At 42.5% G+C, this 26906-nt stretch carries 26 protein-coding genes; 12 read left to right on the top strand and 14 right to left on the bottom strand.

Annotated features, from left to right (window positions below):
- Positions 1–45: 45 nt before the first annotated feature.
- From AC1DQW_RS16005 to AC1DQW_RS15975, 7 genes are all read right to left on the bottom strand, one after another.
- Positions 46–867, bottom strand: coding sequence for an IS110 family transposase (locus tag AC1DQW_RS16005; RefSeq protein WP_477455012.1), 822 nt, complete (start codon positions 865–867; stop codon positions 46–48).
- Between the two features lie 367 nt (positions 868–1234).
- Positions 1235–1729 carry a nuclear transport factor 2 family protein gene (locus tag AC1DQW_RS16000; RefSeq protein ID WP_477455010.1) on the bottom strand — a complete coding sequence of 165 codons (495 nt, stop codon included), beginning with the start codon at positions 1727–1729 and terminating at the stop codon, positions 1235–1237.
- Positions 1730–1784: 55 nt separating this feature from the next.
- Positions 1785–2933: an acyltransferase family protein gene (locus AC1DQW_RS15995; protein WP_477455009.1), complete on the bottom strand. Its 1149-nt coding sequence runs from the start codon at positions 2931–2933 to the stop codon at positions 1785–1787.
- Positions 2934–3196: 263 nt separating this feature from the next.
- The gene (locus AC1DQW_RS15990) at positions 3197–4111 is read right to left on the bottom strand and encodes a glycerophosphodiester phosphodiesterase family protein (protein ID WP_477455008.1); all 915 of its coding nucleotides are present in this window, start codon (positions 4109–4111) and stop codon (positions 3197–3199) included.
- A 70-nt stretch (positions 4112–4181) separates the two neighbouring features.
- Entirely contained in the window at positions 4182–5588 is a 1407-nt protein-coding gene (locus AC1DQW_RS15985) for a RagB/SusD family nutrient uptake outer membrane protein (protein ID WP_477455007.1), read from the bottom strand.
- An 18-nt stretch (positions 5589–5606) separates the two neighbouring features.
- On the bottom strand, positions 5607–9200 hold the full coding sequence (locus AC1DQW_RS15980; protein WP_477455006.1) for a TonB-dependent receptor: 3594 nt from the start codon (positions 9198–9200) through the stop codon (positions 5607–5609).
- A 170-nt stretch (positions 9201–9370) separates the two neighbouring features.
- On the bottom strand, positions 9371–10366 hold the full coding sequence (locus AC1DQW_RS15975; protein ID WP_477455005.1) for a FecR family protein: 996 nt from the start codon (positions 10364–10366) through the stop codon (positions 9371–9373).
- Between the two features lie 128 nt (positions 10367–10494).
- Here AC1DQW_RS15975 and AC1DQW_RS15970 point away from each other — a divergent pair, with 128 nt between their 5' ends.
- Positions 10495–11127, top strand: coding sequence for an RNA polymerase sigma factor (locus tag AC1DQW_RS15970; protein WP_477455011.1), 633 nt, complete (start codon positions 10495–10497; stop codon positions 11125–11127).
- 107 nt (positions 11128–11234) lie between these two features.
- Here AC1DQW_RS15970 and AC1DQW_RS15965 read toward each other — a convergent pair whose 3' ends face one another.
- Positions 11235–11747, bottom strand: a complete 513-nt coding sequence (locus tag AC1DQW_RS15965) for an SLATT domain-containing protein (RefSeq protein ID WP_477455004.1) — start codon at positions 11745–11747, stop codon at positions 11235–11237.
- Between the two features lie 261 nt (positions 11748–12008).
- Here AC1DQW_RS15965 and AC1DQW_RS15960 point away from each other — a divergent pair, with 261 nt between their 5' ends.
- The gene (locus AC1DQW_RS15960) at positions 12009–13202 is read left to right on the top strand and encodes a hypothetical protein (RefSeq protein WP_477455003.1); all 1194 of its coding nucleotides are present in this window, start codon (positions 12009–12011) and stop codon (positions 13200–13202) included.
- Between the two features lie 4 nt (positions 13203–13206).
- Here the strand turns inward: AC1DQW_RS15960 and AC1DQW_RS15955 are convergent, their stop codons facing one another.
- Together AC1DQW_RS15955 and AC1DQW_RS15950 are read right to left on the bottom strand one after the other, a co-directional pair.
- Positions 13207–13518, bottom strand: coding sequence for a hypothetical protein (locus tag AC1DQW_RS15955; RefSeq protein WP_477455002.1), 312 nt, complete (start codon positions 13516–13518; stop codon positions 13207–13209).
- Between the two features lie 70 nt (positions 13519–13588).
- Positions 13589–14398: an SDR family NAD(P)-dependent oxidoreductase gene (locus AC1DQW_RS15950; RefSeq protein WP_477455001.1), complete on the bottom strand. Its 810-nt coding sequence runs from the start codon at positions 14396–14398 to the stop codon at positions 13589–13591.
- Positions 14399–14754: 356 nt separating this feature from the next.
- On the opposite strand from AC1DQW_RS15950, the gene AC1DQW_RS15945 reads away from it, so the two are divergent.
- The 9 genes from AC1DQW_RS15945 (at position 14755) to AC1DQW_RS15905 (ending at position 21023) form a co-directional block, all read left to right on the top strand.
- Positions 14755–15837: a Glu/Leu/Phe/Val family dehydrogenase gene (locus AC1DQW_RS15945; protein ID WP_477412331.1), complete on the top strand. Its 1083-nt coding sequence runs from the start codon at positions 14755–14757 to the stop codon at positions 15835–15837.
- Positions 15838–15885: 48 nt separating this feature from the next.
- On the top strand, positions 15886–16833 hold the full coding sequence (locus AC1DQW_RS15940; protein ID WP_477404385.1) for a transcription antitermination protein NusB: 948 nt from the start codon (positions 15886–15888) through the stop codon (positions 16831–16833).
- Between the two features lie 15 nt (positions 16834–16848).
- The gene (locus tag AC1DQW_RS15935) at positions 16849–17289 is read left to right on the top strand and encodes a DUF1573 domain-containing protein (protein ID WP_477455000.1); all 441 of its coding nucleotides are present in this window, start codon (positions 16849–16851) and stop codon (positions 17287–17289) included.
- Between the two features lie 17 nt (positions 17290–17306).
- Positions 17307–17633, top strand: a complete 327-nt coding sequence (gene yajC / locus AC1DQW_RS15930) for a preprotein translocase subunit YajC (protein ID WP_477454999.1) — start codon at positions 17307–17309, stop codon at positions 17631–17633.
- Positions 17634–17784: 151 nt separating this feature from the next.
- Complete coding sequence (locus AC1DQW_RS15925; RefSeq protein ID WP_477454998.1) at positions 17785–18732, top strand: CdaR family protein; 948 nt, start codon at positions 17785–17787, stop codon at positions 18730–18732.
- Entirely contained in the window at positions 18732–19328 is a 597-nt protein-coding gene (coaE, locus tag AC1DQW_RS15920; RefSeq protein WP_477454997.1) for a dephospho-CoA kinase, read from the top strand. The genes AC1DQW_RS15925 and coaE overlap by 1 nt, the downstream gene beginning before the upstream one ends.
- A gap of 50 nt (positions 19329–19378) precedes the next feature.
- Complete coding sequence (locus AC1DQW_RS15915; protein WP_477454996.1) at positions 19379–20320, top strand: MBL fold metallo-hydrolase; 942 nt, start codon at positions 19379–19381, stop codon at positions 20318–20320.
- Positions 20320–20493: a DUF5522 domain-containing protein gene (locus AC1DQW_RS15910; RefSeq protein WP_477454995.1), complete on the top strand. Its 174-nt coding sequence runs from the start codon at positions 20320–20322 to the stop codon at positions 20491–20493. The genes AC1DQW_RS15915 and AC1DQW_RS15910 overlap by 1 nt, the downstream gene beginning before the upstream one ends.
- An 80-nt stretch (positions 20494–20573) precedes the next feature.
- Positions 20574–21023 carry a MarR family winged helix-turn-helix transcriptional regulator gene (locus tag AC1DQW_RS15905; protein WP_477454994.1) on the top strand — a complete coding sequence of 150 codons (450 nt, stop codon included), beginning with the start codon at positions 20574–20576 and terminating at the stop codon, positions 21021–21023.
- A 207-nt stretch (positions 21024–21230) separates the two neighbouring features.
- Here the strand turns inward: AC1DQW_RS15905 and AC1DQW_RS15900 are convergent, their stop codons facing one another.
- The 3 genes from AC1DQW_RS15900 to AC1DQW_RS15890 are packed head-to-tail and all read right to left on the bottom strand — an operon-like array spanning position 21231 to position 23838.
- Positions 21231–22307 (bottom strand): family 10 glycosylhydrolase, encoded by a 1077-nt coding sequence (locus AC1DQW_RS15900; protein ID WP_477454993.1) that lies wholly within the window; start codon positions 22305–22307, stop codon positions 21231–21233.
- On the bottom strand, positions 22304–23428 hold the full coding sequence (locus AC1DQW_RS15895) for a carbohydrate-binding family 9-like protein (protein ID WP_477454992.1): 1125 nt from the start codon (positions 23426–23428) through the stop codon (positions 22304–22306). Before AC1DQW_RS15895 ends, AC1DQW_RS15900 begins: the two co-directional genes overlap by 4 nt.
- A 5-nt stretch (positions 23429–23433) precedes the next feature.
- A complete protein-coding gene (locus AC1DQW_RS15890) occupies positions 23434–23838 on the bottom strand; it encodes an EVE domain-containing protein (protein ID WP_477401334.1) in 405 nt (134 codons plus the stop codon).
- Between the two features lie 447 nt (positions 23839–24285).
- On the opposite strand from AC1DQW_RS15890, the gene AC1DQW_RS15885 reads away from it, so the two are divergent.
- Positions 24286–25368, top strand: coding sequence for a serine hydrolase domain-containing protein (locus tag AC1DQW_RS15885; protein WP_477454991.1), 1083 nt, complete (start codon positions 24286–24288; stop codon positions 25366–25368).
- A gap of 285 nt (positions 25369–25653) precedes the next feature.
- Here the strand turns inward: AC1DQW_RS15885 and AC1DQW_RS15880 are convergent, their stop codons facing one another.
- Positions 25654–26898, bottom strand: a complete 1245-nt coding sequence (locus AC1DQW_RS15880; protein WP_477454990.1) for an NAD(P)/FAD-dependent oxidoreductase — start codon at positions 26896–26898, stop codon at positions 25654–25656.
- Between the last annotated feature and the right edge of the window lie 8 nt (positions 26899–26906).

The following is a 26906-nucleotide window of genomic DNA, read 5'->3' as shown; positions in this document are numbered from 1 at the left end:
ATAGGTACTGTCTTAGAAAACAAATAAATTTTCATAAAAATTAGATTAATTTTGTTGTTTAATGAGAGCTTCTTTTAGATGTTCATCAAGTGTAGCCCCAGGCATTGCCGGGGCTATTATTTTTTTAGTGTGATCGAATTTGGCGTCGTATTTTTCGTTTTTCTTCCACAAGTAATACATCATTACCAATAGTTTTTTTTGTACTGCTACATACCCTTTCATCTTAATCCTTGTCCGGTCATAAACGCGTTCAAATAGTTTTTGAAATTGAGGCTGGTCATCCCGAACTGCACAAAATGCCGGCATATGTAAGATTCGCCTGATCCTTGAATTACCCTTTTTAGATATTTTGGTTTTACCTGTGTGTTTCCCCGACTCGTTTTCAATCACATCATATCCTGCATATTTGACCAGGCTGGCAGCATTATCAAATAAGATGAAACCATTGGTTTCTGCTGCTACAACGGCAAAGGAAAGCGTACCAAAGCCTTTGATCTCACAAATGTTTTTGTGGTGCTGGTTAAGGACAGGATCTGATTTAATGACCTTAGCTATAATGCCTTCCATTTGCTTAAGGTGTTTTTCGATTAGATTTAAAGTGCTTTTTAGCTGTTTAATGATATCCTTGTTTTGGAACTGGCTATGCTCGATACTATGTAGTTGATTAGCTGTAGCCGTGCGCATTTCATTAAGGCTTTGATGCTGACGTGTATAGTCCCGAAGGGTGTATAGTTCCTTGCTTGGAGGGGTCCACAGTTCCAATTTCTTCTCTGCACTTATTTTGGCAAGGCCACGTGCATCTATCTTATCGTTCTTGGATCTGTTGCCGTCTGCCTGCAGATATTTCTTCGCTTTATTGGGTAACAGGATACAATCCCCACAGAATACTTTAAATTCTTCATGCTTTTACAAATTATAGTTATCATCAGGAACCTCTTTTAAGTCTTTGCTCATGTTAATAGCTGATCAGGTGCGAAACCTGTCAATAGGTACTGTTCTGACTTTAAGAAATAAAAAAGGAGGATAACCCTATACCGTCAACATCATAATTACTACGTGTCATGCCCGGGCGCAAAGTGCCTCCTTTTATTCTGATTTATATAAATATAAAGATATGAGCCTGGGCCCCGCTTCTACCAGCGGGGGATACGCCCAAATAATGATTAAAGAGTACGGTCGATTACCTTGCGCGGCAGGCATGCGGGCCGATACAAGCAGCCAAAACACCAGGCCATTAATGCCCAACGCTTACTACCCGGGTCACTTTCCATTGGCCATCCTTATATTGCCATATGTGTACAAATTTCATGATACCTATCACCGGCTGGCCGTTTTCGGTATGGGTAAAGCGGTGGGTCCCCATTTCAATAGCCCCAAAGCCGGGCATGGGGTATACTTCCAGGCTTTCGGGCAGCAGGTCGCGGCGCAGGTCGGCGGCCTGTTTGTTTTCAAAAATGCCTTTAAAGCCGGCCATGGTGCCGTCGTAGCCGGTAAGACCTTTGCCATCGTTATAAAACTCCACATCGCCTGCAAATAAAGTTTTAAGCACCTCCAGGTTACGGCTGTTAAAGGCGTTAAACATTACGCTATCCATATGGGCAATTACCTTAAACAGCGCAGGGTCTTTAGGCTTAAAAGCCGTGGTTTGGGCATTAGCGGTAAAACCGACTGCAATGGTAATAAACATTGCAAAAAAACATATGCGGAAAAATAGACGTTGCGTTTTCATGGTTAAAAGTGTTAGTTATACCGGGTAGACGCCCGCGGGCAGCCCATAGTTACAATTAAACCAAAATATTTGCCTCAACCTGTTTTTTTGCCAAAAAGCGCTTGGCAAGCCACTTCCGTACAGGCTCGTCGTACAATTTTAGCGAGGCATAAGCAATGGCAACGCTAACTACAAACAAAAGCAGGCCAACCCAAATACCATAGTCCATAGGTACCTTATTTTTTGCCACCCAGCCGGTATACAGGTATATTAATGGGTAATGCGTAATATAAATGGGATATGATATATCGCCAAAAAACCGGCACACCTTTGCCGAAAACTTACTGCTTATGTGCCCCCCGGCGCCAATGGCGACAATGAGCGGAAAAATAAGGATGATAACAATCGACTCATACAAGCCATTCATCCACAAGTGTTCGCTGCCGCCAATCCGGGGGATAAACAAAACAAGGGCTACCAGCAGGCTGCTTACGGTAAAAGCGCCTTTTATATGAATGAGCTTGCCCATGCGCGAAAGCAGCAGTCCCGCAAAAAACGGGTAAAGCAAACGGGCGAAACCAATATTAAGCTGGGTTTCATCAATGCTCCAGCCCCCAATAACATCGCCCTTGGGCCCCATTATCAAATACTGAACAAGAAAACCCGCGAATAAAAGCACTAATACCGCAAGCACCTTTTGCGAAACTTTACGAAAAACCAGCGCATACATAATATTGGCGATGTATTCAAAAAACAGCGACCAGGCCGGGCCATCCAACGGGTGCATTTCCTGCCAGCCGCGTATATCCATAGATATAGGCAGCGGGATCATGGTAAAACCAACCACCATTACCAGCAGCAGCTGCCAAACGGGTGTACCTGCTATAAGCGGAAACGCCGGACTGGCCTGGAAATAAAAAAGCAAAGCGCCAATTACAGTCCCCATAATAACCATGGGCTGCAGCCTGATGAGCCTGCGTTTGTAAAAATCCCACTGGCTCATTTTCCCCCAGCGGTCGTCATAAGCGTAAGCCACCACAAAACCCGAAAGCAGGAAAAAGAAATCGACCGCCAGGTAGCCATGATTAATGATCTGGTTGAAACGGTTACCGGAGTAGGTTTCAAAAACGTGAAAAACCACCACAATAAGGGCGGCAACGCCACGCAGGCCATCTAAAATTGGGTAATGTTTTTTCGAATCGGGATAAGCAGGCGATGCATTCATTTTACTTTGTGATAATTATAAATGGATAAAATAGTGTTTAATCAGGTTAATGGCGCCCTTTGGTTGAGGCAGCAGCATTTGATGCTAAATGTGCTTAAATAAATTGAAAATACATAAATGAAATTTTGCGGTTTGAGAAGCGCCCTAAAAATACCGGCTTGTATTTTAGTTACTGATATGAGAAAGCTGTCTTTTGTAGCATTCAGGATGGCGAAGCACTTTTGACTTTTGACTTTTGACTTTAAAAAGGGCGACTACCCCACTTACCTATGCAACTTCCTTTTACGCAAATAAGCCAATAGCTCCCTGGGCCTGTCGGTTTGGATCATGGTGGCACCGTGGGCTATGATCCAGTCCCAGCTGTCTTTGATATTGCTATCGTCTACAGCGGTATCGTCGTCGTGGCCCCCGTTAAGGCTGGCCCATAGTGAGTTGATCCATATTTTTGAGCCATATTGGTTAATAAACCGGCTATCAGTTAAAACCGAAGACGTATCTTTTTTAAAGTTGAGTTCAAACGCAACGGGCTTTATTTGTTTTTGATACTCGCTGATGATGGCCCTGGCCGCTGGCTGATCTAAAGAAACTACCGGCATAAAAACTATGCTATCCAGCAGTGCCGGGTACCGTTTGCGTACTTCGGGATAGGTGGCATCGGTTTTAAAAATGGCTTGCTGTAGGGTGCCTGTTTTTTTTAATACCTGGTAAGCCTGGGTGTAATAATCGTAACTTTTATCAAGGTTTACCAATACTTTACCTTTTGCAAGTTGCATTACTTCTTCAAGTGTTGGGATGGTTTGTTTGGTTACCCGGCCAAGGGCATTTTTAAGGTGGATTTTTTTAAGTTCGGCCAGGGTATAGTCGCCGGGTTTGCCTTTACCATCGGTAGTACGGTCGATGGTCCAATCGTGCATAATCACAATTACGCCATCACTGGTGGTGTTTAAATCAATTTCTATTACATCAACCCCCATATCAATAGCATACTGGTAGGCCTGCAATGAGTTTTCGGGCGCGTTGCGCCAGTCGCCCCGGTGGGCGGTTACCATTATATTTTTATCAGCCGGGCGATGTAACTCCGCAGTAATGTATTGCAGTTGCGCGCTGCCCTGTCCAAAACCTTTGCCCGCGGCTAATTGCAGACCGGCAATGGTTATCAATTTTAAAAGCTTTTTCATTTATTTTTGGCTATTGTTTAAAGAAAGCGACCGGCAGTTCCGCCGGTCGCTTTCAAATTTATTTTAATGTTTAATAACCAGGGTTTTGCGGAAATGCAGCCGGATTATTCATAATGTTTATTTCGGTTTGCGGAATGGGGTACAAAAACTGGTAAGCGGGAACAGTTAGTTTAGTTAAGCCGGAGTTTTGCAGCGCCGCTATGGCCGTATTGGTGCGCACCAGGTCGAACCATCGCTGTAATTCAAGCGGCATTTCCAGGCGGCGCTCCTGCAGTACAGCAGTACGGAAACTTGCCTGGTCGGGCAAACCGGCAGCAGTAAATGTTGTTGCGTTGGCCCTTGACCTTACCGCATTAAGGTACACAAATGCGTCGCTGTTAACATCGGCACTATAAGCAACCTCGTTCAGTGCTTCGGCATACATCAGCAATACATCGGCATACCTTAAAATAATATAGTCGTTACCAAGCGTATTGTTTGATGGATCGAAGGTATCGTAATATTTTTTTACCGGCTTATTGTTGGCGTTCAGGGTAACGGTGTTCAACAAATCGCGGCGGGTATCCGTAGCGCCATACGCACTTAATAACAATGGATCTAAAGCCGGCTGGTTAAAGTAAGCAGCTAAGGCATGGCCCTGCCCTACCAGTGTTTTCTCATATCTTACCGCAAATATAATTTCGGCGTTCATTTTATTGGTTACGCTAAAAACATCGGCCACATTGGGCAGCAAAACATATTTGTAAGTATTGCTTCCCGGTGGCACAAGGGCGGCCAGCGTGCTTACTGCCTGCGGGTATTTTTTTTGGGTAAGATAAACCTTGCCCAACAGCGCTTTGGCCGCGCCCGATGTAGCCCTGCCAATATCTGTTTTAGCGGTGTAGCCGGCAGGCAACTGGGCAATGGCCTGGTTAAGGTCGGCTTCAATAGCGCTGTACAATTCGGTTGTTGAATTGCGGCTTAACTTTTTAGCGTCGGCAGCGGTTATTGTTTTTAACACCAGCGGGGCGGCGCCCCATAAACGCACGATGTTAAAATAGTGCAGGGCCCTTAAAAATTTAACCTCGCCTTCGTACTGGTTTTTTACAGTGACATCGGCAACCAGGCCGGTATGTTCCAAAACATTGTTGCAGCGTGCTATAGCATTGTATAACGATGCATAAGCGTCATTAATGCCGGTATTATCGGCCTTAGCTAAAAAACGGTCTATGTTAAAATCGCGCCCTACGTTGCCGCCGGGGTTTTGGTCTTCCACGTTATCGCCGCGGGTTTCCATCATGGTAATAAACCTGTCCTGATACATGGTTTGGTCCTGCAGGGCGGCATAGCTGGCTGTTACGGCATTGGCAACATCGGCGGCCGATCTAAAAAAACTGGCATCGGTAACCTGCGATTGTGGTGTAAGATCAATAAACTGCTTGGTGCATGAAAGCAGTAGGGTACTACTTAATATAATGGTAACGAATATCTTTTTCATTGTTGTTTGCTGTAAATGTTAAAACTTAAGGTTGATGCCCAACAGGAAGGTTTTTGATAAAGGGTACGACCCATAATCTACCCCTGGTGTTAAAGGGCTGTTATTGGCAGCTATAGGGTTGTTGCCCGTATCGTTACTCACCTCGGGGTTGTAGCCGTTGTATTTGGTAAACGTGAACAGGTTTTGCCCGGTAACATAAATCCTTAAGCCTGCAATACCCACCTTTTTAATAAGCTGCGGCGGAACGGTTACGCCCAAAGTAATATCCCTGATGCGCAGGTACGAACCATCGGACAGGTGATAGGTTGAAATTTGTGCATTTAAACCTGTTGCACTCCGGTTTAACCTTGGTACAAAACCGTTGCCTGGCTGTGCCGGCGAAATGTACCGGTTATCGTAAATCAGCGGCGATGAATTTCCATAACCTTCGGTTGAGCTATAATGCCTTTGCCCTATATTGGCTACTGTATTACCAAACAAGCCCTGCGCAGCTACGCTTAAATCGGCAATGCCATATTGCAGCTGGGTTGAAAAACCGTAGGTGAACCTGGGCATATAATTGCCCGTGATGGCTTTATCATTACCATCAATAACGCCATCGCCATTGATGTCTTTATATTTCATATCGCCGGGCTTGGCGCCAGGTACTTTTGCCCGCGTGTTGTCAATATCCGCCTGGTCTTTATAAACCCCGGTTTGTACCAGCGTATAATAATTACCAATTGGCTTACCTACCTGCGTAATAAAGTAAATGGTATTTTCGGCCTGTGTAACGATAGACTTAACGCCACCTAAATCAATCACCTTATTAATGTTTCTGGAAAAATTAGCGCTGTTGGATATCTTTAACTTACCAATCTGGTTGCTGCTGCTTAGTGACACCTCGAAACCGCGGTTATTAACCTTACCAACATTAACCAGGTTGGTAGTGTAACCTGTACTTTGCGGTACCGGCACGTTTAGCAGCAGGTTGGTGGTATTGTTATTATAAACATCTATAGTTGCGGTAAGGGCATCATGAAAAAGGCCTATATCGGTACCGACATTGATGGCTGATGTTTTTTCCCAGCCCAGGTTGGGGTTACTGGCGGTTGACTGGTATAAACCGGTTGACAATGCAGTGCCGCCCGCCGGGCCATAAACATAGTTAGCCGGCGAATAGCTGGCCAGGTACGAGTAATTACCAATCTGGAAGTTACCCGTAACACCATAGCTTGCCCTTAACTTAAATGAGCTGATGGTTTTAACATTTTTCATAAAATCCTCATCGCTGATTATCCAGCCCGCTGATGCCGATGGGAAATAACCATATTTATTATTAGCGCCAAACCTTGATGAACCATCCCGGCGGATAGCGCCCGAAAGCAAATAACGGCCCTTGTAGCTGTATTGAACCCTGCTTAATGCCGATAGCAGCGACCATTCCTGTATGGCAGATGTAAAACCGGTGATACTGGTTGCTCCATTTAAAGTTTGCACAATATCTGTAGGGTAACCGGTGGCCGATATGGCACTTGAAGTACTGCGCTCCTTTTGCGCGGTATAGCCCAATATGGCTTTGATGGAGTGATCGCCAAAGACTTTGTTGTATGACAGGGTATTTTCAACCAGCCAGTTGGTAATACCGGCGGTTATATAATTGCCGGTAGGTATTGATGGCGTAAGCCTGGTAATTGGGTTAGGCAAGGTTGAAGGGCGGTAAGTGCTCCTGGAAAAATCGCTGATATCTGCACCTGCCGAGATCTTATACTTCAGGTCCTTCAGTATTTCATATTCGGCAAAAATGTTTGCTAACAGCTTTTTCTCATAGGTTCTGTCTTTTTTTAACATGGCCAGGGCAACCGGGTTAAGTACGCCGGGTTGCGAATATTGCCATTTATACTGATCGTAGTTATAGGAACCATTAGCGTTATATACCGGGAAAAACGGTGATGCTACCAGTGCCGCCGAAATAATATTTTCGGAGTTATCATTAAACCGGCCTTCGGTAGGTAAGTAATTGTAAATACCATAATCATAGTTAATACGGGAGCCTAACCTCAACCTGTCGTAATGGGCATCAAGGTTTACCCTACCTGTATATTTCTTGTAACCCGAGTTAATAACAACCCCATCCTGGTTAAGGTAGTTTCCGGAAATGTAATAGCTAATTTTATCCGATCCGGCGGCAATTGATAAGGTATGGCTTTGCATTGGCGCCTGGTGAAAAATCTGGTCCTGCCAGTCGACATTAGTTAAACCGGTTTGTTTGTTTAAATAGGGGGAAATTTCGGGAGGCAGCAAGTAGGCAAGGCTGGTATTGGTTGCGGCTGCGCCTAATTTGCTCAGGCGGGTGGCATTATCATCAGTAGCGCTGCCGGTAAGCCCTTTACTTGCCAAAAAATCAAAGTAAGTATTATTGTGGGCATTATAAATCAAATCGGCATATTGATAAGCATCAAGCCGGGGGATTTTTTTTGTAACCGATTGGATGCCATAATAGCTGTTTAAACTAACTGCCGGTTTATCTTTATTTCCTTTTTTTGTAGTGATAATAACAACCCCATTTGACCCGCGCGAACCATATATAGCCGCCGCCGAAGCATCTTTTAACACATCAATGCTTTCAATATCATTCACGTTGATAGCATTTAAGGGATTTACTTTAAAACCCGGCCCGTTAACATCGTTATCAGATAAGGGCACGCCATCAACCACATACAAGGGATCGCTGCCAGATGTTACACTGCCCCTGCCCCTTATGGCTATAGCTATACCTGCACCCGGCGCACCGGCGGGCTGTAAAACCTGTACACCTGCCAGTTTACCGGTTAAAGCTTTATCGAGCCCTGTTGATGGGAAATTATTGATCTGACCGGCGCCTAACGAGGCTACCGAAGTGGTGATATCCTTTTTATTTTGGGTGCCATAACCTACTACAACTACATCCTTTAGCTGGTTGGTTGAAGGCTTTAAAACTACATTGAGGGTAAGTTGTCCGCCGATAGCTTTCTCTAACCTTTCATAGCCTACAAAATAAAACAGCAGCGTATTGTTTGCATCGGTGTTGATATGAAAATTGCCATCAGTATCGGATATGGTTGTTTTATTATCCTCTTTTACCGTTACGGTAACACCCGGCAGGGGCAGGCCCTTTTCGTCAACTATTTTGCCGGTGATATTTACAGGGTTGAATTTCCGTGTAACTTTCGGCTTGGTTTCTTTGTCAATAAGTATGTTATCGCCAAGCTGTTTAAAACTAAGGTTTTTGGGCGCAAGCAGTTCTTTTAAAACCTGGTCGACCGTTGCGTTTTTGACCGAGAGTTTTTTTACCTGCTGATCTTTAACCTGGATACTTGGGTATACAAAATGAAAATTTGTTAATTTTTCAATTCGGCTTAACACATTCGCCAGCGGTTCGTTTTTTACATCGATACTAATTTTAACTTCCTTGAGCGCCTGTGCGTCGCTGGTATGCGCTAATAACGTTAGTGCGCTTGCACACACGGTTATTAAAACAATTAAAGAAATTTTCATTGCTTGAATCAGGGTTTTAAAGGCATACGTAGGTGAAGTTTCATCCGCGTTATTGCAATACGATGCCGGTGCATTTCTTTTTAAAAGAAATTTCATAAATTTGATAGATTTTAAATGTTTAAATGCTAATAGTTAAAGTCATTTTAAAACCGTTTTGTCTCGACCACAAAGCGGTTTTGTTTTTTTAAAGCCTTGCTTTATATTTTCTTTATAGCGTTACAGGTAATCGTCTTTGTTCATAATCATTTTATTTAATGGTTATCAATTTATTCCTTACATCCTGTTCCTGAGAATGCAACGGTTTTTTCCTTGTTGTTTATAGTGTAAGCGGTGTTGCTGATGGCCTTTAATACCTTAAGTAAATTGGCGAGCTGAATTTTATTATTAAAACTTGCTGTATAACGGCAGTCTTTTAACCCTTTGTTATCAAAACTAAAAGTATAACCATACCATTGCGAAAGCCTGATGGCGATATCCTGCAAGGTTTGATCTGAAAATTGCAGTTTGCCATCTTTCCAGCTCATCAGCGCCTCTGCATCAACAGCCGATAATTTGCTTTTACCGGTAGCCGGCAGGTAAGTAATTTGTTTGCCCGGCGTAATTAAACCCAAAACACGCGGCCCGGCGGCCACTTGTACTTTTCCCCTTATAACGGTTACGGCATTACTACCCGCGTTTTTGTAAGCCGCTACCGAAAAAGCAGTACCCAATACCGTAGTGGTTAATTTGGCGGTATGCACAATAAATGGCCTTGTTACATTGTGTTTCACATCAAAAAAGGCTTCGCCGCTTAAATAAACATCGCGGGTGGCAGTAGTTAAACTTTCGGTGTATTTTAAACTGCTGCCGGCATTTAGCCAAACAGACGAGCTATCGGCAAGTATAATATGCAAGGTATGCCCTGTTGCTGCAGTTACGTGTTTAAAGACAACTTTTTGCGAAGTGCTGATTTTTTGATAAATAACTATAGTAATGCTCAAAAAAAGCAGCAGGCTTGCCGCAATGGACAAGGGTTTAATAAATCTAATAATACCGGCTTTTTTGGAGACCGCAGCGTTTCTGTTTAATAAGGTTATTTTATTTTCAACCGCTTTTAACGATTCCTTTGCCGACCGCGCTATTTTTGCGGCATCGTTATTATAAAACTCCGGCAGGTTTTTGTCCATAGCATTGTAGTATTGCTCAACCAACAATTTTTCTTCTGCCGTGCATTTTCCCGAAAGGTATTTTTCAATTAATATTTCCCACTTATCATCGTGCATTTACTTCTCTGTTTTTGTAAGCTATATTGCTTCTGCAACCCATTACCGCCACTACCAAATGAAATATATTTTTGTTTACCTTAATTTAATATATATTTAACACCAGTAAACCAATTACTTAACGGCATATATATACTTTTACGGCAACTCAAACTAAAGTTATCAACACGCTGCAAAACCATACCGACAATGAACTTATCGGCCTTATAGCAAAGGAAGACAGGGCGGCATTTACCGTAATTTATTTTAGATATTACGAGATGCTGGGCAGATCGGCCTTTAAAAAGCTGCAAAATGAAGCTATTGTTGAAGAATTAGTACAGGACGTTTTTGTAAACCTTTGGATAAAGGCTAATGAGTTGGAAAGTGATGGCAATGTAAAAGCTTATTTATTTGCAACTTTAAGAAACAAGGTACTGCACGAGCTGCGTTCATGTATGGTTGTTGCTAAACACGCCCGTATTATTGCCCAAAGCGATGAAACTTACGCCGAAGATTTTTCTGAAGTGCTGCAAGCCAGGCAACTGGAGCAAAAATTTCAATTGGTGGTAAAGGAATTACCTCCGCAGTGCAGGGAAGCATTTACGTTAAGCCGGTTCGAACACCTGTCATATAAATCCATTGCTCAAAAAATGAACATCTCCGTTAACACAGTAGAAAAGCATATTGGCAAAGCGCTCTCTATAATGCGCCAAAAGTTTAAAGAATACGACCTTATTTCGGTGGCATTATTTGCATTTATATTGTATTACTGCCATTAAATGATTTAAGGCTCCTGTTAAACACATCGGCCACCGTATTGCGTATTCATCGAAATTAACCTTAAAGACAACGCCTCTTAGCGTAAGTATTCTATATTAATCACTATCTAATCCGGTGAAGAACGGATCTGCTGATAATTTCTGCTCATATCTTCGCAAATAGTTTCATATTTTTTAAATATTTCATCGAGCTCTTTCTTTGTGGTTTTACCTTCTCCGCGGGCGTATAAAAAAATAAGCTTTTCGCTAACCGATTTTAAAGATATAACTGCGATGTTATAAATGATCCATAGGTCTTTATAATCAAAAAATTTATTAAGCGAAGTAATACCCGACGCAAGTGCACTCGCCGCCAAAGCATAATTTAAATACTTATAATCAACAACAGGTTTATGGGTTTCGTCAAATACTTTCCAGCCTATCAATATAGTAGTACCAATAGAAAATATTACCGACAACGATTGCATTGCAACAGCGAATCTTTTATTCAGCGTTTTCTTTCTCCTGTAGTCTGCAATTTTTTCAAGGATGCGGTCGTCCAGATTTTTAATCTGCTCTAATGTTACCGGTGTATCATCACCCAATGGCAGGTTGGAGTGAGTGGTTGCAGGGATACTCATAATTTTAGGTTAACTTCCAATTATACGGATTTATATTTATTCGCCTAAAATTTAGTTTTATTTTTGACGGTAGTTTTTGCAAACAAGTAAAACAGGCATAAGGCGGTGTTATCACTGCCCTGCTACTTTTATCTCCCGCCGGCAAGCATCCAGTATACTTTTAAAAGCTGTTTCTGCATTAATATAGCTTCAGGATTATGACACATGCGCCGGCATTCGTAATTTTAAACACATCGCGAAAGAAAGTTAATTTTTAACTCCATGAAATACATTTATCTTTTTATACCAATTTTATTGGTTCAGCAGTGTTTTGCACAATCAAAACTGCCTGTAATTAAAGCGACGTCTAAAAGCGTAGCCATCAACGATGGAGGCTTTTTAGATAAAAACGCATGGACACTTTCGCCCAAAATTAAACCAGATATTTTTACTGCAGATAGAACCAGGAAAACAAAATGGGTTACTTTTTATACGGATATAGATTCGATAAAGGTAAAAGTGAAACCAGGAACCAGGTATAACTTTGTTGTATTGTTAAACGGAAAAGATTCGTGCTATACCCAAATTGCCAGCGCTATACCGCCAGAAAATCCGCTAAAAAATAATGTCGCTATAAACGATACCATTCCCTTTGCGCTTACATCATTTAATGCTATCAAGGTACAAGCTGTTATTAATGATACAGATACTTTAAACATGTATTTTGATACTGGTTCATGGGATTTTCGTTTAAAAAAGGATGTCATACTAAAAAAGACAAAATTGCTCTCAAACCAACCCGATGCTTTAGCAGGGAAAGCAAAGCCAGATTATAATAATTTGAATAAGGTATTTAAAATACAAATGGGAAATTTAACCTGGAATAATCCGGAGACTGGCCTTACCGCGTTAACCGCTCATGATATGGATGGGCGTTTTGGCTGGAACTTATTTGAAGGTAAAATGGTGGAGGTTAATTATGATAAAAACCTTTTAATCATCCACTCCCATCTACCAAAAGTTTTGAAAGGCTACGTTAAATCAAAGCTGGAATTTATTCATTCGTTTGTTTGCGCTCAGGGGGCAATTGAAATAGAAAATAAACAATACGCCGGCAATTTTTTATTTGATACAGGATCCGACCAGGCAATTATTTTAGATAGTACCTGGATCAGCAGGCAACACTTTCCTAAGAATTTAAAGCTAATCACGTCATCGGTACTTTATGACCCAAGAGGCGCAAAATATGAAACTAAAGTAGTGCTTTCCCCGCTTCTGAAAATCAACAGTTTTGGACTTACCAATATCCCAAGTTTGATTTTAGGCAGCAAAAACCCTGTAGGATTCGAAATCAATTTTTTAGGCAATGATCTTTTAAAGCGGTTTAATATGATACTGGATTTTAAAAATGATTACCTGTACCTGAAACCCAATAAATTAATGGGCGTGAAATACAGGGGAGACTCAAACTCCTAAGATTTCACCCAAAATAATCTTCGGTAGATGCTACTAAGGTCAACAATTCCAATACCGGCTCAACTTCCAGCTGGCTTTCCCAAAGCTGCTCATCGAACTTTTTGAATGATTGCAGGGAAGTGAGCACCTGGTGAGCTTCCTCATTTTCAAGCTGGTCGAAATGCATAAAAGTTTTACCGTCGGGCAGTAACCAGGCGCCGTATTTAATACCGCGGTGATTCAACTCTTTTAGTTCTTTCACAATACCGGCGATATTTTCCTGGTTTGTTGCTGCAAATTGGGCGGTGGTGGTGTATTGTACCCTTACTATTTTCATGGTGATAAATTTTTAATAAATTGACTATCAGTTATTTAGCTTACATCTGCGGCCAGGCGCAGACGATTGATTATTTATCAGAACCCGCCGGTGCAACCCTATAATTCAAGCCTGCGGTTGTGCCGCTGGTTACATCAATGGTAACGCCGGTTATTTTGCCGGCCAGGTCTGATGCCAGGAACGTGGCGGTATTGGCTATATCGGCCATTAGTGGGAGTTTTTTCAGCATGGTGTCCGCTTCCAACTGCCTCAGGATGGGTGCCATCACTTCCGGCTGAGCGGCAATAACATCAGCAAATATCTTTGAATCCGGCGAACCTCCCGACCGGATGTTTACCACCCGCACGCCATATACGCCTAACTCAGCAGCCAGGTTCACGCTAAAGCTTTCTACCGCGCAGCACGCCGCCGCGAAGCCGCCTGTATAGGGATAGGCTATTCCACCGGGAGTTGCTGTAAGCGACAAGATAACCCCCGATCCCTGTTTCATCATTACCCTACCGGCGGCCGTCGCCGTTAAAAACAGGGTTTGCAGGGTGGTAGTTACCGGGCGCACAAAGTCGTCTACAGGCAGGTCAACCAAAGGAATACGCTGCACAACATTAACGCCTACAGCATTGAACGAAATATCAACAGTACCCGCTTTAAGTGCAACACTATTGATATGGTTGTTTATGGCCTTTTCATCAAATCCATCCACTTCGGCCACTTCTGCAAGCCCGCCGCCGCCAATAATTTCATCTGCTACTTTTTGTATGGAAATCAAATTCCTGCCGGTTAAAAACACCCTGGCGCCGGCAGCGGCCAATGCCCTGGCAACCGCGCCGCCTAACGAGCCACCGGCGCCATATATAACTGCGTTTTTGTTTTGGAGTATCATGCTGGTTTATTTATTTGAAGGATTACGCTATACAAACCTAAAATTAAATATTCTTTTTAACCGGGTTATTACGGACAATTTACGGGTGTTATTGCGACATGTGAGGCTCGATTTTGAAACCTGGAGACTGACTGGATTGGCCCTGTATATCGGCGAAGATTCACCCCCGAGCAGGCTTCGTCAGTCGACCTTCTCTTCAGCTTCGTTTCGCAATAGGGTTAAGAAAAATGCCTTTTTGCACATTTATTCACACAGGCTCCAACCCTATCCTCCACTCACTATTCACAACTAAACTTTGTCAGTCAAAAAAAAACAGCTACTTTTGTTCCGCCTTAAAACATTTACTACCGCAACTAATGCCTGTTCAACCATCGCAATCCATATTCGACCAACTCGAAACTTTCGGGCATAAAAAGGTTGTATTTTGCAGCGATCCGGATACTGGATTAAAAGCAATCATCGCTATTCATGATACTACACTCGGTCCTGCTTTTGGCAGCACACGCATGTGGAGTTATAAATCAGAGGCAGATGCCTTAAATGATGTTTTGCGCCTGTCAAAAAGCATGACCTATAAATGTGCTATTGCCGGCCTTAACATGGGTGGCGGTTATTCTGTCATCCTCGGCGATTCGCGCAGGGATAAAACAGAGGCGCTAATGCGCAAATTTGGCCGCTTTATTAAAAACCTTAACGGCGAATTCATTACATCCGAAGATGTTGGCACCAATCCGCGCGATATGGAATACATCCGCATGGAAACCGAATATGTTACCGGCATCCCGGAAAGCCTTGGTGGCAGCGGCGATCCGTCGCCAGTTGCAGCGCAGGGAGTTTTGATGGGTATAAAAGCCTGCGTTAAAGAGCAATTTGGCACTGATAATCTTACCGGCAAATCGGTAATTGTACAGGGCGTGGGTCACGTTGGCGAGCACCTTGTACGCTTGCTTCGGGATGAGAATGTTAAAGTTTATATAAGCGATATCCAGGAAGAACGCATTGGGCAGATAGCCAAAAAATATGGTGCCGAAGCAATATCAAACAACAGTATTTTTGATATTGATGCTGATATATACGCACCCTGCGCACTGGGCGGCACGGTAAATGAGCAAACCATCAACAAGTTAAAATGCGGTATTATTGCCGGCTCGGCCAATAACCAGCTGCTGGATGAAAGTGCACATGGCGAAATGTTACTGGATAAAGGCATTATGTTTGCGCCCGATTATGTGATAAATGCCGGTGGTATCATCAACTGTTATTCGGAGTTAAAGGGGTTCAGTAAAAAACGCACCATGCAGCTTACCGAAAATATTTATGAGGTTACCCGTAATATTTTAAAACTTTCTAAGCTCGAAAACATTTCGACTATTGACGCGGCGAATAAAATAGCCGAAAAACGGATAACAGACATAAAAAAAGTAAAATCATCATATTAATTATAATTTAAACTGTGGGCTATCCGGCTCACCAAATCGTTCTTACACATGTTAAACAGAAGGCACCTAAGGGTAAAAGTATTGCAGGCGTTGTACGCGTTTCATTCGTCAGATACAAGGGAGATCACTCATCATGAAAAAAACATGCTGCACAGTATCGACCAGGTTTTTGAAATGTATATTTGGATGTTATCATTAATATCCGAGGTGGTTAATTACGCCGCAAACGATAAAGAAGAACGCGCCAACAAATATTTACCCTCCGCCGAAGACCTTAATGCCGATGTTAAAATACTCAGCAACAGGTTCATCCTCTCCCTAAATGATAACAGGGACTACCTCATCGCTTTAAAAAAGTATAAAGTTGAGTGGCATTTTGAGCCCGAACTGGCTAAATCGCTGTTTATCATTCTTAAAAAATCGCCAGAGTATGCCGAATACCTGGCAAAAACCGGCGATACCATCCAAACGGATAAAGACATCATCAAATTCATTTTCAAAAAAGTAATTTTAAAATCATCATTAGCTGAGCAGGTTTTTGAAGATAAATTTATTTTTTGGCCGGTTGACCGTGATGTATTGCAGGCTTTGATAGCCAAAACATTCAAAAACTTTAGCAGCGACGACTACAAACAGAACCACCTGGCCGAAATTACCGGTAACTGGGTAGAAGATCGTGAGTTTGTGGTTGACCTGTTTGAAAAAAGCATCCGTTTTGATAAAGCCTACCAGGAACTAATAGCAGCTAAAACTACCAACTGGGAGCCCGATCGTATAGCGATGATGGATACCCTGCTGATGAAAATGGCCATTACCGAATTTGTTAACTTTACCTCTGTCCCGGTAAAAGTGACAATTAACGAGTACCTTGAAATTTCAAAGGAGTTTAGCACGCCTAAGAGTAATTCATTTATAAACGGTATCTTAGACAAGATTTTGATAGACCTTAAAGCCGAGAACAAAATACGTAAAATAGGCAGGGGATTAATAGAATAACCATAGATCATTTAGATGAAGAAATTATTTTTAAGCTTAATAACCGCGGGTTTGTTATTATCGGCCTGCGATCAATCAAAAACAAGTGATTCAACCGCGGCTGCAGATAGCGCTGCAACAACTACCGCTAATGCAGTCAATGCCCCAGTCATGAAGTTTGAAAAAGAAAGTCATGATTTTGGTAAAATTAAACAGGGCGATAAAATTAACTACGATTTTAAGTTTACCAATACCGGTAAATCGCCGTTAATCATCTCAGAAGCGCATGCAACATGTGGCTGTACTATACCCGAGTGGCCTAAAACACCTGTTAAACCGGGCGAAAGCGCTTTAATAAAAGTAACTTTTAACAGCGCGGGCAAAACCGGTTTACAAGACAAGCAAATTACTGTTACAGCCAACACGGTACCTGCCCAAACCATGGTACACCTTATAGGCGAAGTTTTAACTAAATAATTCAATTAATTTAAACAATGATAGCAACTATTTTATTACAGGCACCGGCAGGTGGTTCAGGTGGTTACGGTATGTTAATACCTATGGTATTAATTATCGTAGTATTTTATTTTTTCATGATCCGCCCGCAGGTTAAAAAGCAAAAAGATCAGAAGAAATACGTAGATGAACTGAAGAAAGGCGACAAAGTAGTTACAACAGCCGGCATCCATGGTCGTATCATCGACCTTAATGATGCTACTTTTTTGGTTGAGGTAGAAAACGGCAAGATCCGTTTTGATAAATCGGCAATATCCTTAGATGCCTCAAAAGCGTTGAATACCCCGGCAGTAGTAAAAAGCTAAGCTTTTTACCAGCAAGGATAAAGGAACAAGGACCGAAGGACATTCCGAAAGGCGAAAGATGATTGGTAATTTTACCATTATCCTTTCGCCTTTAACCTTTAACCTAAAAAGTCCTTACTCCTTTGTCCATTAATCCTTCATCCTAAGAAAAATGGCTATAGTAAAATTATCCACAACAGAACGGCGACGACTTTCGGCATTTTTTACCTGCCTGGGGTTGGCTGTTGTTGCATGGATCTTTACTACCCTCTCCAGCCCCTTACCCTATACTGTTAACGAAACTATAGCATATAAAAACGCTCCTCAAAAACGTGCCTTTCATTCGTTACAAGCCGATACGATAAAAGCAACTATTCAGGGTACAGGCTGGCAAATGCTGTTCGCCAGGATGAAGCCGGAGAGCAAGCCAATTATTGTTGACCTGGCATCGCTGGAGACCCGCAACTACGTGGTGCTAAGCACCCAGCTTAAACAGATCAATGCGGCCAGGGAAGCCAGTCAGCAGATTACCGTTATTGATCCCGATACGCTATATTTTGATTTTAGCAATCGCTTAACCCGCAAAGTACCCGTGAAGGCCATGATGGGTATTAAGTACCAAAAACAGTTTGCAATATCGGGCAGTGTATCCATAAAACCAGCTTATATAACCGTAAGCGGGCCAACAGAACGCCTCCAAAAGATAGTGGAATGGAAAACCGATTCGATAAAAGCGGATGATATTAATGAAACTATTACTACACGTGTAAATTTACAAGCCGTTAACGAAGGTAATTTAAGTATTTATCCAAAAACGGTACAGGTTATTATCCCGGTTGATGAGTTCACCGAAAAAACCTTAGAGATTCCTGTGAAGCTGGTAAACAACCATAATTACGATAACGTTAAGGTTTTTCCTCAAAAAATTAAGGTGACTTTTACCACTTCATTAAACCGTTATAAGGATATGACCGCAGACCTGTTTGAGGCTACCGCCGATTTGGACCTTTGGCGCGATCATGGCTATTCAACCCTGCCCGTACAGCTCACCCGCTTCCCTCCTTTTTGTAAAATAGTGAAAGTAATTCCGGCTAATGTTGATTTTATTGTAAAAAAATAATGCTTAAAATAGGTTTAACAGGCAATATAGGCAGCGGCAAAACCACAGTGGCAAAAGTTTTTGAGCTTTTGGGTATCCCGGTTTTTTATGCTGATGACGAAGCCAAAAAAGTGATGATTACTGATGCTGATCTGATTGAGGCAATCAAACAAACTTTTGGAGCCGAATCATATTTGGAGGATGGTACCCTCAACCGTAAACATATTGCAGCTATCGTTTTTAACAATCCGGCCAAATTGGAGAAATTAAACTCGCTTGTACATCCTGCAGTTTTCAGGGCTTTTGAGGCTTTGGAATCAAAAGCAAAAAATGCCCCTTATATAATTCGGGAAGCAGCGATACTATTTGAAAGCGGGTCAAACAAAACATGCGATAAAACAGTAATAGTTACCGCACCGCTGGATACACGCATTGCAAGGGTAACGCGGCGCGATGGCATATCCCGCCAGGAAGTTGAAAAACGTGAAGCCCGGCAGATCTCAGAAGAAGAAAAGAAAAAGCTGGCAGATGATATCATTATAAACGACGATCATCAGCTGGTAATTCCGCAGGTGCTTGCATTACACAGCAAATATTTAGCCATTGCCAATATTTAAATTTAGCCGGTAAAAGCTATTGATATCGAATTTTAGCTTTTAGCTTTATTATGATGATACTTGATGATTTTGTACAGATAGATGATAAGGGCCTGTATTGCAAATACGGTGATTTTTATCTCGATCCAAAACTACCCGCAAAAAAGGCGGTAATTACCCATGCCCATGCCGACCATGCCATTAGTGGTAATAATGAGGTTTACTGCACAAGAGCCACCGCAACCATTATGCAGCTAAGGTATGACCGTACAGCTGCCAGGGTTTTCAATATCGTTCCCTTTAACGAGCAGTTTACTGTTGGTGACGTAAAGATAACCTTTATACCTGCAGGCCATATGCTGGGTTCGGCCCAGGTATTAATGGAATATGAGGACACACGCTACCTGTACACCGGCGATTACAAGCTGCAACCCGATGCAACCTGTGAACCTATCGCGTGGGTTACTACCGACGTACTGATTACCGAAAGCACTTTTGCAGATCCGGCTGTTATTCATCCCGACCCTATCGAAGAAATTAAAAAGATAAACGCCATTAAAAGCAATATCCTGTTGGGTGCTTATGGACTGGGTAAAAGTCAAAGACTTATCAATTTAATAACGGAACACGCGCCGCAAAAAAAAATCCTGGTACATCATAAAATTATGCCCATCAATGCCATTTACGAAAAGATGGGTTTCCCTCCCGGCAAATATCAAATGTATGGCCGTAAACTGATGAAGGTGCAGGACGAGTTTGTGTACATTGTACCACCGTTTACATTTGACAGTTACATTAGGGCTACCGGCGTTAAGCGCCTATTTGCCTCGGGTTGGAAAAACCTGCAGGTAAACAACCAGGATACACTTTTTATATCCGACCATGTGGACTGGAACGATATCCTGGAAACCATAGCCCAAACTCAACCCAAACAGGTATGGACCCTGCATGGCGACGGCAGGCATTTAAAAAATCATTTCCATAACCAGATATTTGTTAAAATACTTAACTAATGCTGCAGGAAGGTATTGATTACTATATAAACGAAGATGGCAACTTTGTTTTTACAAAGCAGTATCACCTTACCCGCGGCTATTGCTGCAAAAACAAATGCCTGCACTGTCCCTGGGATTATGGCAAACCAAAAACAGCTGAAAATAAGGAAGATACAAATAATGAGAATTAAGCCTCATACCAATAGCCTGATGCGGTAACAACAATTTAAAAATAAATAAACATATTTGTACTTTAGTCATTAAAACTATTATGCGGATAGAGGACGAAATACAAAGCAATAAATTTGAAGATAATTACCACAAAGTAGTAATCAACATCAGTTATACTTCCGGCTGGCTAAACAACGCATTTCGTTGTCATTTTGATAAGTATAACCTTACGCAGCAACAATTTAATATCCTGCGCATATTAAGAGGGCAATATCCAAAACCGGCAACAATCAATTTGCTGAAGGAAAGGATGATTGATAAAATGTCTGATGCCTCCCGCATCGTCGACCGGCTGATTCAGAAGGAACTTGTTTCGCGTTGTACCAATAATAAAGACCGCCGCGCAGTTGATATCCGCATCAGTGAACTTGGCCTGCAAACCCTTGCCAAAATGGACGAAGAATTTAAAACCCGCGAAGTACTCCAAGGTAACCTTAGCCCCGAAGAAGCAGATCAGCTTAGCCACCTGCTGGATAAGTTGAGAGGTTAGGTTTTTAAGGTAAAAGGCTTTTTTTGACAAAAGACTGAAAGACAAAGGAGCAAGGACGGAAAACGTTCTAATACACACTTAAGCTATACAACTACCGCCATTGCAAGGCACTAAGCAATGACGGTAACTTAATACTACTTGTATTATAAAATCATCTGCACATTTGAAATCTGAAATTTGCACATTTGAAATCTGAAATCCGCCTATCTATCCTTTCATTTCCTCGTGCAAGATATCCAAAATAGTAGGCGTTACCTTCCCAAAAAATGAGATCCCGGCAGCGCCATTCTTCAAGGCATATTGTATTCCGGAACGCACTTCTTCATCATTTTTAAAATCAGAGATATACAAACCGGCATACAGCGGAAATTTACCATCTAAAAAGTGAACACCTTCGGCCACGGCATCGCCTATCCAGCTTACGCCTTCTTTATAAAAGCCATGGTATATCATCGGGCATACGCCATCAAGGTGAAAGTTTGTCCAGTCCTGCCGTACGTTACGGCGGGCAACTTCAGGCGTTGGAAAAACGGCCGCTGTAATTGCTTTTTTATGTTGTTTGGCTATTGCCGAAATGCTGTTCACCACCCTGATAATATTACCATACCTGAACAAGCGCCAGGAAAGGCTGGCTTCCGGGTATTGGATGGCTTTAACTTCCTGCCCATACTGCTCCTTAAATTTGGCCTGGCAAACCTCGCAATAACAGTAGTCATACTCGGGCAGTTCTTTGGTCTGCTCTATTTTGTATTTATCCCAAAGATTTACGGGCAACACCACGTCGCAATAACGCACGTAATCCAGGTGGATGCCGTCAACATAATCCAGCGCCAAAATCTTATCAACCGTACTGGTCAGGTAATCCTGTACCTCGGGGCGCGATGGACAGAGCCAACGGTAGTATGTTACATAGGGCGGTTTATCGGCGCATGAATCGCCGTTACGGTTTTTGCTATACCACTCCGGGTGTTCGGTAAGCAGCTCGGCCCGGTTAAAGGTCCATATCCAGCGATGGGCTTCCATTCCGGCAGCTTTGGCCGCGCGGAAATGTCTTTCGCTATCGTTCTCAAAAAATATCCCGGTTATCCCTTTTGCCTTGTATGCCGAATAGTTAGTCTTCAGCTCATCGTCTGTATCTTTCAGACTGGGGTTTATCCAGATCCAGTTTTTCTTTACTTTTTTCTTAGGGTTAGGGGTATTCACCACAGATGCAGTACTTAATAAAGGCAACTGCGAGGCAACGCCGGCCAATAAACCGGCTTTTAAAAATTGGCGCTTATTCATGGTCGTATCGGTTTTAATTGTTGTATGAAACCTTCATGGTTTATGGTATAGGTTATGTTAGTTTTTTTATCGGTTACAGTAGCTTCAAACTGGCTTTTGGTAGCTTCCAATTTTAACTTATTGCTGTTCCCGGCAATATCGTATTTACCCTTTACCCCCAATTTACCAAGTGAAGATGCAAATTCATGGTGCTGCCTGTACCACAATTTTTGGCGGTAGTAAACCAGCCACAGGTATTTCTTTTGTTCTTCGGCATAAGGTAAGGTAAACACCACATCATCCGCCTCGTGCTCACTGAACAACAGGTAACCCCAATGCTCGGGAGTGTGCATATTAATCTCACCCTGTGATGACCATGCCCAGTTATGTTCAGCCAGATCACGCCCGGTTGAATCTTTCAGTTTTACATTATGGCCACCAACAATTTTGGTATCATACTGCACCCTCGAAAAATTGATCCGGTATATGGTTCCATTTTTAGGGATCCGGGAGCTGAAACCCACTGTAATAGCACTAAAAGGAATAGCCATTTCAACCGTCCATCCCTTATCGGTATCGGCTGTATTATTTAAGGTACCCTGCACCTTTACCGCCGATAGAAGGCCGTTAGCATCCCATCCTATAAGTCCGCCGCCGCCGTTACGGTAAGGTTTGTTTAAAAATAAATCAAAAATGGTGTTCAACGCATTTACCTCAATCTCATAATAAGTATGCGTGGTGGTAGCAGGATCAATAAACAGCTCAAAATCATTATCGTGATATACAATATCATCATGATTTTTTAAGGTACCCCAAACCTGCGGGTCATTTATACTGGCGGCTACATACAGGTATTTATCGTCCCAAAGCATTTTAACATTGGTTTGCAGCGGTGGTTTGGGTTTCAAATCGCCCTCAATATCCACAAAGTCGCCAGTCCATTTAGCTTGTTGCCATGCGGCATCATCAATATCCCCATCAATAACCGGTGGCTTTGTAATATGCCTTACCACATAATTTTGCGGAACGGGAAACAGGTTTTCGAGCCCCGCAAATGGTGATTGCGCAATTACAGCATGAGGCAAAAACATCACTATTGTTATTACTGCTGCTTTTATACTGCTATTGATTTTTGATGTCATGGTAATTAACTGCCCAGTTCCAGGATCCTGTCAAACTCTTCGCGTTTTAACGCCATAACAGATAAGCGGCCCTGGCGTACCAGGCCCACATCTTTTAGTTGCTCGTCGGCTTTTATTACCTCCAGCGTTACCGGTTTTTTAAGCGCTTCAACCGGCGATAGGTCAACCACCACCCAGTTAGGATCCGTGGTAGTGGGGTCCTGGTAAAATTCTTTTACCACTTTGGCTATACCTACCACCTCCTTACCATCATTACTGTGGTAAAACAGTACCAGGTCGCCCTCCTGCATCAGTTTTAAATTATTGCGGGCCTGGTAGTTACGCACGCCATCCCAAAAGGTACGGCCGTCTTTATTAAATTTTTCCCAGCTATATTTTACGGGTTCTGACTTTACTAACCAATGCTGCATAGATCGCTAATGAATTTTTACTTTTTGTATTCGTAAAGATGTTAAAAAGCTTCGATAAGTTAAGGGGACTTTTGTAAAAAGATGGCTATGTAGGAAAAAAGAAGAGTCACCCCAATCCTTTTCAAAGAAAGGACTTTGTTTTGCATAGTTACCTGTATTTATTAAACTTATTTTTATCTCCCTCTCCTTTGGAAAGGGTCGGGGCGAGGCTTCACCCCCGATATTTTCAGCTTCACCTCTAATTTTCACCAGCTGATGTTTATCTTTAGGTAGATTTGCCCGATGGAAAAAACCGGGAAGCAGTTATGGTTTTACAGTTCGTTACTAATTGCCCTGTTGCTGAATAGTATTGGCTTTGCGAGAAAATGGCATTGTAGCTTAAAATCATTCCAATAACCTAAAGCACCGCATTTTACATTATGCTTATTTATAATTTATGCTGATATCATGAAAAAGACACTGACGCTGCTACTTTTTATTTTTGTAGTCACGATAGCAAAAGCCCAGCACCATTTTGAAAAGGTAGACCAATGGCTGACAGACAATACCGAAAAAATGGGTGGCCGGTCTGTATTAATGGTTTATAAGGAAGGAAAAATAATTTATACCGGCATAAAGACAGACATGAGTATGAAGCAAAGATTTGCCACCAAAATGATAGCCCGCAAAATGGGCAAAACACCAAACCTTGATAGCTTCAACCCTAACACCAAAATACCAGTTGCCAGCTGCAGCAAATGGCTTAGCGCAGCCCTGGTAATGACCTTTGTAGATGAAGGCAAATTAAAACTGACTGATACTGTTGGCAAATACCTGCCCGTACTTTCAAAAAGCGGCAAAGGTGGTATTACTATCGGTGAGTGCCTTTCGCATCTAACCGGCATTAAAGCCCCGCCAATAAAAGAAAGCCTGCAGGATATGAAAGACATCCATAGTATGGATGAATCCATTCAAAACATTGCAGGGATGCCAATTGAAGGCAAACCCGGAACCCTGTTCAGGTACAGTAATGTGGGCCTGCAGATGGCAGCGGCTGTTATTGAAAAAATAAGCGGCAAAAATTTTGAAACCCTGTTTGCTGAACGCATAGCCGGGCCATGTGGTATGACTAATACCGATTTTGGGAAAGGCCCCGTAGCATTCCCGGCCGGAGGCGCATGGAGTACACCTGCCGATTATTTGAACTTTTTGGTGATGATGCTAAACAAGGGCACTTACAGCGGTAAACAAATTCTGACTGAAAAAAGCGTGAACGAAATGCAGATTGACCGAATTACTTCTGCCGTAAAGGTAACCTATGCTCCAGAGGAAGCCGGCAATGCCGGATACGGTTTTGGCGAATGGGTTTTGAAAGCATCGGGATCACAAAACCAAACACCGGCCATAAGCAGCCCTGGTTTATTTGGCAGTTTTCCGTGGATAAATAACGAAAAGCATTATGCCGCATTCATGATGTGTTTTTATATTAAAAATGAGGGCAGGCATGATCGTTATTACGCTTTAAAGCAGTTGGTTGATGAGGCGTTGTGACGTTAACCCCAGCTTTAGTTATTCCGTATTTATCGACGGTATCAAAATTATCGTCATTGCTTCGTGCCTACCTATGATGTGTTTACAAAAAAGCCATTTGTCATGCTGAACGAAGTGAAGCATCTATTATTAGCCATGCTTCTTCGCCCTGTACAGTCCGCAAATAGATCCTTCACTTCGTTCAGGATGACAAACCTTTTAAAACGTCATTTCCCCCTTCAGAGTTTCGCGAAATTTTACCATTCACAATTGACGGTAACTTATGTCTTATTATTTAAAAACAAACTATGACCTATCTGGCGCAAAAGCTCCAATACTAATAGTTGTAGGTTTACCCGATATGATCTCCTGGGCCAGCAATCCGGTCGCTGCTCCCAGGCTCAACCCCATCATTCCATGCCCTGTCGCGATGGTGAGGTTATTGAATTTATTACTCCTGCCAATGTAAGGTAAGCCATCAGCAGATGATGGACGGAAGCCAAACCAGGTATCTTTTTCGGCCGGAACAGCTGGTTTTAAATCAGGGAAATATTTTGGCACCGACTCTACAATACCCTTCACCCGGTTCATGTTGATGCGGCTATTGATCTTATCCAGCTCCATGGTGCCACCGTAACGTAAACCGCCGTTGATAGGCGTTATGGCAACACGGGCCTCGGCCAGCAGGGCCGGGATCTGCATGGATGGAATTTCTTCCTTCACATTAAATGAGTAGCCCTTGCCAGGCATCAGCAATATTTTTATACCCAATAACTTGCCAATTGCCGGAGACCATGAGCCACCCGCAACAATGTATTCATCGGCAGTAAACTTTTCATCAAACGATAAAACGCCGCTTATCTTACTTGCGGTAGTTTCAATTTTAGTTACTTCTTTATTAGTAACCAGGTTTACACCTGCCCCTTTAAGGTATTTTATCAAAGCAGCCATTAGCTTATTTGGCGATAGGTGCGCATCGCAACGGTAATGCACCGCGCCCAATACATCAAGCTTAAGGTTGGGCTGCAGCTTAACACACTCAGCCGGACTAAGTACTGCCATATCCAGACCTAATTCTCTGCCCTTTTCGACCATGTGGGCTTCTTCCTCTCCGGCTTTTTCTGTTTTATAAAACATCAGGATGCCTTTCTCTACCAAATCGAAATCAAAACCTGGCTCTTTGCTCAATTCCTCATAAAGCTTCTTACTTAATAAGGAAAGCTCGGTTAATGGTACCGCCGACCGTTCCACATGCCCGGCGTTGGCTTTCTGTAAAAATTTTAGTCCCCACGAAATTAATTGCGGGTTGAGGGATGGCTTAACATAAAAAGGGCTTTTGCTGTTAAACATCCAGCGGATTCCCTGTGTAACCATACCAGGGGTAGCAAGCGGAATAAAATGACTTGGCACTATCATGCCCGCGTTTCCGTATGAGCAGTTATCGGTCATATCACCTTTATCAAGCACCGTAACCTGGTGCCCGGCCTTATGTAAATAATAAGCCGAACTTAAACCAACTATCCCACCACCAATGATCAGCACTTTTGCCATATTTTTTT

It is taken from the genome of Mucilaginibacter sp. P5_A4 (assembly GCF_056400605.1).
The sequence above is the reverse complement of the archived record's forward strand: the minus strand, read 5'-3'. Positions and strand labels throughout refer to the sequence as shown.